Raw genomic sequence first — 4017 nt, 5'->3', positions numbered from 1 at the left:
CTCCTGGACCGATCCCACGCTGCTGGCCTGCGGCCGCTTCTATCCGCCGGCCGTGGCCGCCAACGCCGAGGCCCGGCTGCGCTACTACGCGGCGCGCTTCCCGCTGGTCGAGATCGATTCCAGCTACTACGCGCTGCCCACGGCCGAGAACGCCTGGCGCTGGGACCAGCGCACGCCGGACGGCTTCGTCTTCAACATCAAGGCGTTCCGGCTGTTCACCGGCCACCAGACGCCGCTGTCCGCCCTGCCCCCCGACATCCGCGCGGAGCTCGACGGTTGGCCGGATCCGTTCATCTACTACAACGACGTGCCCGGCGAGCTGCGCGACGAACTCTGGCGGCGCTACACGCTGGCGCTGGAGCCGCTGCGCCTGCCGGGCAAGCTGGGCGCCGTGCATTTCCAGTTCCCGCCCTGGATACGGCGCGACGCGCGCGGCCACGCGGCGCTGGCCGAGGCGGCGCGGCGCATGGACGAGCACCTGGTCTCCATCGAGCTGCGCCACCGCAGCTGGTTCGACAGCGCCGCCGCGACGGCCGGCACGCTGGCGCTGCTGCGCGAGCTGGGCGCGGTGCACACGGTGGTCGACGCGCCCGCCGGGCCGGAGAACAGCGTGCCCGCCGTCTGGGCAAGCACGCATCCAGAGCTGACGCTGTTGCGGCTGCATGGCCGCAACGCGGCCGCCTGGAACCGGACCACGCAAGCCTCGTCGGGACGCTTCCAGTACGAGTATTCCGAGGCCGAGCTGGCGGAGCTGGCCGAGCGCTTTTCCCGGCTGGCCGCGCAAAGCGCGCAGGCGCACGCCGTCTTCAACACCAATTTCGAGGACCAGGGCATGCGCAACGCGGCCGCGTTCGCGGCGGCGCTGCCGGGGTTCTGAGACGCGGTCGCCGATGCGCGCTTGGCGGCTCAAGCGCGGGCCGCGCGCGCCGGCTTGCGCGCCACCTCCGCCAGGCTGTCCAGCAGCACCTCGAACTTGCGCGCGATGTCCTGCTCGGGCACGCAGGCAAAACCCAGCAGCAGCCCCGGACGCCGCAGCGCCGGGTCCGCGTAGTAGCGCGACAGCGGACGCGTCAGCACGCCGCGCGCGCGCGCCTCCTCGACCACGCGCAGGTCGTCCATGTCGGGTGGCAGCGTCAGCACCAGATGCAGCCCGGCCAGGCTGGCGTCGCGGTGCAGCCAATCGGCGCCCAGGCGGCGCTCGATCAGGTTGACCAGCATGGCGCGGCGGCGGCCGTAGAGCATGCGCATGCGCCGGATGTGCGCGGCGTAGTGGCCGTCCGCGATGAAGGCCGCCAGCGCGGCATGCGTCATCTGGTGACCCTCGCGGTACAGCTCGGCGTGCGCCGCCTGGAATGCCGCCACCAGCGGACGCGGCAACACCAGATAGCCCACGCGCAGCCCCGGGTACAGCGTCTTGCTGAAGGTGCCCATGTAGATCACGGGCGCGTCCGGCTCCAGCCCCAGCAGCGAGGCGATGGGTCGCCCCGAGAAGCGGAACTCGCTGTCGTAGTCGTCCTCGATGATCCAGCTGCCATGGCGCCGCGCGACCGCCAGCAGCTGGCGGCGGCGCGCCAGCGACATCACCGGCCCCAGCGGATATTGATGCGACGGCGTGACGAAGATGAAGCGCGGCGGTTCGCCGCCGGCTTCCTGCGGCACCTGCATGCCTTCCTCGTCCACAGGCAGATGGCGGATGCGCAGGCCATTGGCCTGCAGCACGGTGCGCGCCCCCCAATAGCCCGGGTCCTCGACCCAGGCCACCTCGCCCGGATCGCCCAGGATGCGCGAGGCCAGGTCGATGGCCTGGTGCGAGCCTTCGGTGATGATGATCTGTTCGGGATCGCAATCGATCGAGCGCGTCAGCGCCAGATGCTGCGCCAGCGCCTCGCGCAGCGCCGGCAGCCCGCCGCCATGGGCGTAGGTGAGCAGGTCGGGCGGCGGATTGCGCCACAGCGCACTGACGATGCGGCCGAACTTGCGGTGCGGGAACTCGGTCAGGTCGGGCACGCCCGGCATGAAGGCGCCCCATTGGTAGGGCGAGGCCGAGGCGCCGTCGACGATGGCCGCGCCGCGCGGCGACAGCGCCGGACGCGGCTGCGGCGCGGCCGCCAGGCGGGCGCGCCGTCCGCTGCTCAGGAACGAGTCCGGCAGCGAGGCGTTGACGAAGGTGCCGTTGCCCTGCCGGCTGCGGGTATAGCCCTCGGCCAGCAGTTGGCTGTAGACGTGGACCACGGTGTTGCGGGCGATGCCCAGCTCGGCCGCCAGGTCGCGCGAGGCCGGCAGGCGGGTATCGGCGGCGATGGCGCCTTCCAGGATGGCTTCGCGCAGGCCGCGGTACAGCCGCCGGTTCATCGGCTCGGCGCTGGCCTCGGCCAGCCGAAGCAGCAGCAGGTCGCCTACGATGGAACGCAATTGGTTCTACCTGTTTTACAAAAGTGGTTCCCAACAATGGGGCCATCGTAGCATTAAATTAGCGGCTAACCCTTTACCCGCGATGCGAGGCTGAGATGAAGAATCAGGATCTGAATACCCGCCGTTCCCTGGCCACGCCGCGCGGCGTCGGCGTGATGTGCGATTTCTATGCCGTGCGCGCCGAGAACGCCACGCTGTGGGACGCCGCCGGCAAGGAATACATCGACTTCGCCGGCGGCATCGCCGTGCTGAACACCGGCCACCTGCATCCCAAGGTCAAGGCCGCCATCTCGGCCCAGCTCGACAACTTCACGCACACCGCCTACCAGATCGTGCCCTACGAGGGCTACATCTCGCTGGCCGAACGCATCAACCGCCTGGCCCCCATCGACGGCCTGAAGAAGAGCGCCTTCTTCACCACCGGCGTCGAGGCCGTCGAGAACGCCATCAAGATCGCGCGCTCGGCCACCGGCCGCTCGGGCGTGATCGCCTTCTCCGGCGCCTTCCACGGCCGCACCATGATGGGCATGGCGCTGACCGGCAAGGTCGCCCCGTACAAGCTGTCCTTCGGCCCCATGCCGGGCGACGTCTACCACGTGCCCTTCCCCAACGGCACCCAGAGCATCACGGTGGCCGACTCGCTCAAGGCGCTGGACCTGCTGTTCAAGGTCGACATCGATCCCAAGCGCGTCGCCGCCATCATCATCGAACCCGTGCAGGGCGAAGGCGGCTTCAACATCACCCCGCCCGAACTGATGACCGCGCTGCGCAAGCTCTGCGACGAGCACGGCATCCTGCTGATCGCCGATGAAGTCCAGACCGGCTTCGGCCGCACCGGCAAGCTGTACGCGATGGAACACCACTCGGTGCAGGCCGACCTCATCACCATGGCCAAGAGCCTGGGCGGCGGCATGCCGATCTCGGGCGTGGTGGGCCGCGCCGACGTCATGGACGCGCCCGCCGCCGGCGGCCTGGGCGGCACCTACGCCGGCAACCCGCTGGCCGTGGCCGCCGCGCACGCGGTGCTGGACGTGATCGCCGAGGAAAAACTGTGCGAGCGCGCCGTCCAGCTGGGCGACAAGCTGCGCGCCCATCTCGAAGGCCTGCGCGCCAAGGTTCCCGGCATCGTCGACGTGCGCGGCCTGGGTTCGATGGTGGCGCTGGAACTGAACGACCCGGCCACCGGCAAGCCGGACGCCGACGCCGTCAAGCGCGTGCAGGCGCGCGCCATGGAGCGCGGCCTGATCCTGCTGAGCTGCGGCGTGTACGGCAACGTGCTGCGCTTCCTGTACCCCCTGACCATTCCCGACGCCCAGTTCGCCCGCGCGCTGGACATCCTGTCCGAGGCGCTGGCAGCATAAGAACCGGGCACACCCCGATCATCCGGCCGGTGGCGCCAGCCCGAAAGGGCTGAGCCCGCCCCGGCCGGATATCCGTTTACACGGCGCCATCGCGCCGCCCCACGCCCCCTGAAACGGCCGTCCCCCCAAAATCGGGATGCCGCGGATCCGGCTCCGCCGGTCCGCCAGCATGCCCCCTGGAGGGGGAAGCGCGCAGCGCTTCGGGGGTGGGCCCAACACTGGCCCAAACCCTCTAGGAGACTTA

Annotated in this window: 3 protein-coding genes; 2 read left to right on the top strand and 1 reads right to left on the bottom strand. The window is 70.4% G+C overall.

The annotated features are described in order from the left end of the window. Nucleotides 1–877 (top strand): DUF72 domain-containing protein (locus KDH83_RS29860; protein WP_212322471.1); only part of this gene is annotated, 877 nt, incomplete at its 5' end. 29 nt (nucleotides 878–906) lie between these two features. Here KDH83_RS29860 and KDH83_RS29855 read toward each other — a convergent pair. After that, complete coding sequence (locus KDH83_RS29855) at nucleotides 907–2352, bottom strand: PLP-dependent aminotransferase family protein (RefSeq protein WP_212322474.1); 1446 nt, start codon at nucleotides 2350–2352, stop codon at nucleotides 907–909. Nucleotides 2353–2507: 155 nt separating this feature from the next. Here KDH83_RS29855 and KDH83_RS29850 point away from each other — a divergent pair, with 155 nt between their 5' ends. Then, nucleotides 2508–3773 carry a 4-aminobutyrate--2-oxoglutarate transaminase gene (locus KDH83_RS29850; protein ID WP_212322468.1) on the top strand — a complete coding sequence of 422 codons (1266 nt, stop codon included), beginning with the start codon at nucleotides 2508–2510 and terminating at the stop codon, nucleotides 3771–3773. Nucleotides 3774–4017 lie beyond the last annotated feature (244 nt).

The sequence above is a fragment of the Achromobacter sp. Marseille-Q0513 genome (genome assembly GCF_018195695.1).
Lineage (GTDB): Bacteria > Pseudomonadota > Gammaproteobacteria > Burkholderiales > Burkholderiaceae_B > Achromobacter.
Note: the sequence above shows the minus strand (reverse complement) of the source record. Positions and strands in the feature narration are given on the sequence as shown.

Bases quoted from the DNA above. Each gene is read 5' to 3' on its own strand.
- KDH83_RS29850 (WP_212322468.1), top strand. From the start codon at position 2,508: ATGAAGAATCAGGATCTGAATACCCGCCGTTCCCTGGCCACGCCGCGC.
- KDH83_RS29855 (WP_212322474.1), bottom strand. From the start codon at position 2,352: ATGAACCGGCGGCTGTACCGCGGCCTGCGCGAAGCCATCCTGGAAGGC.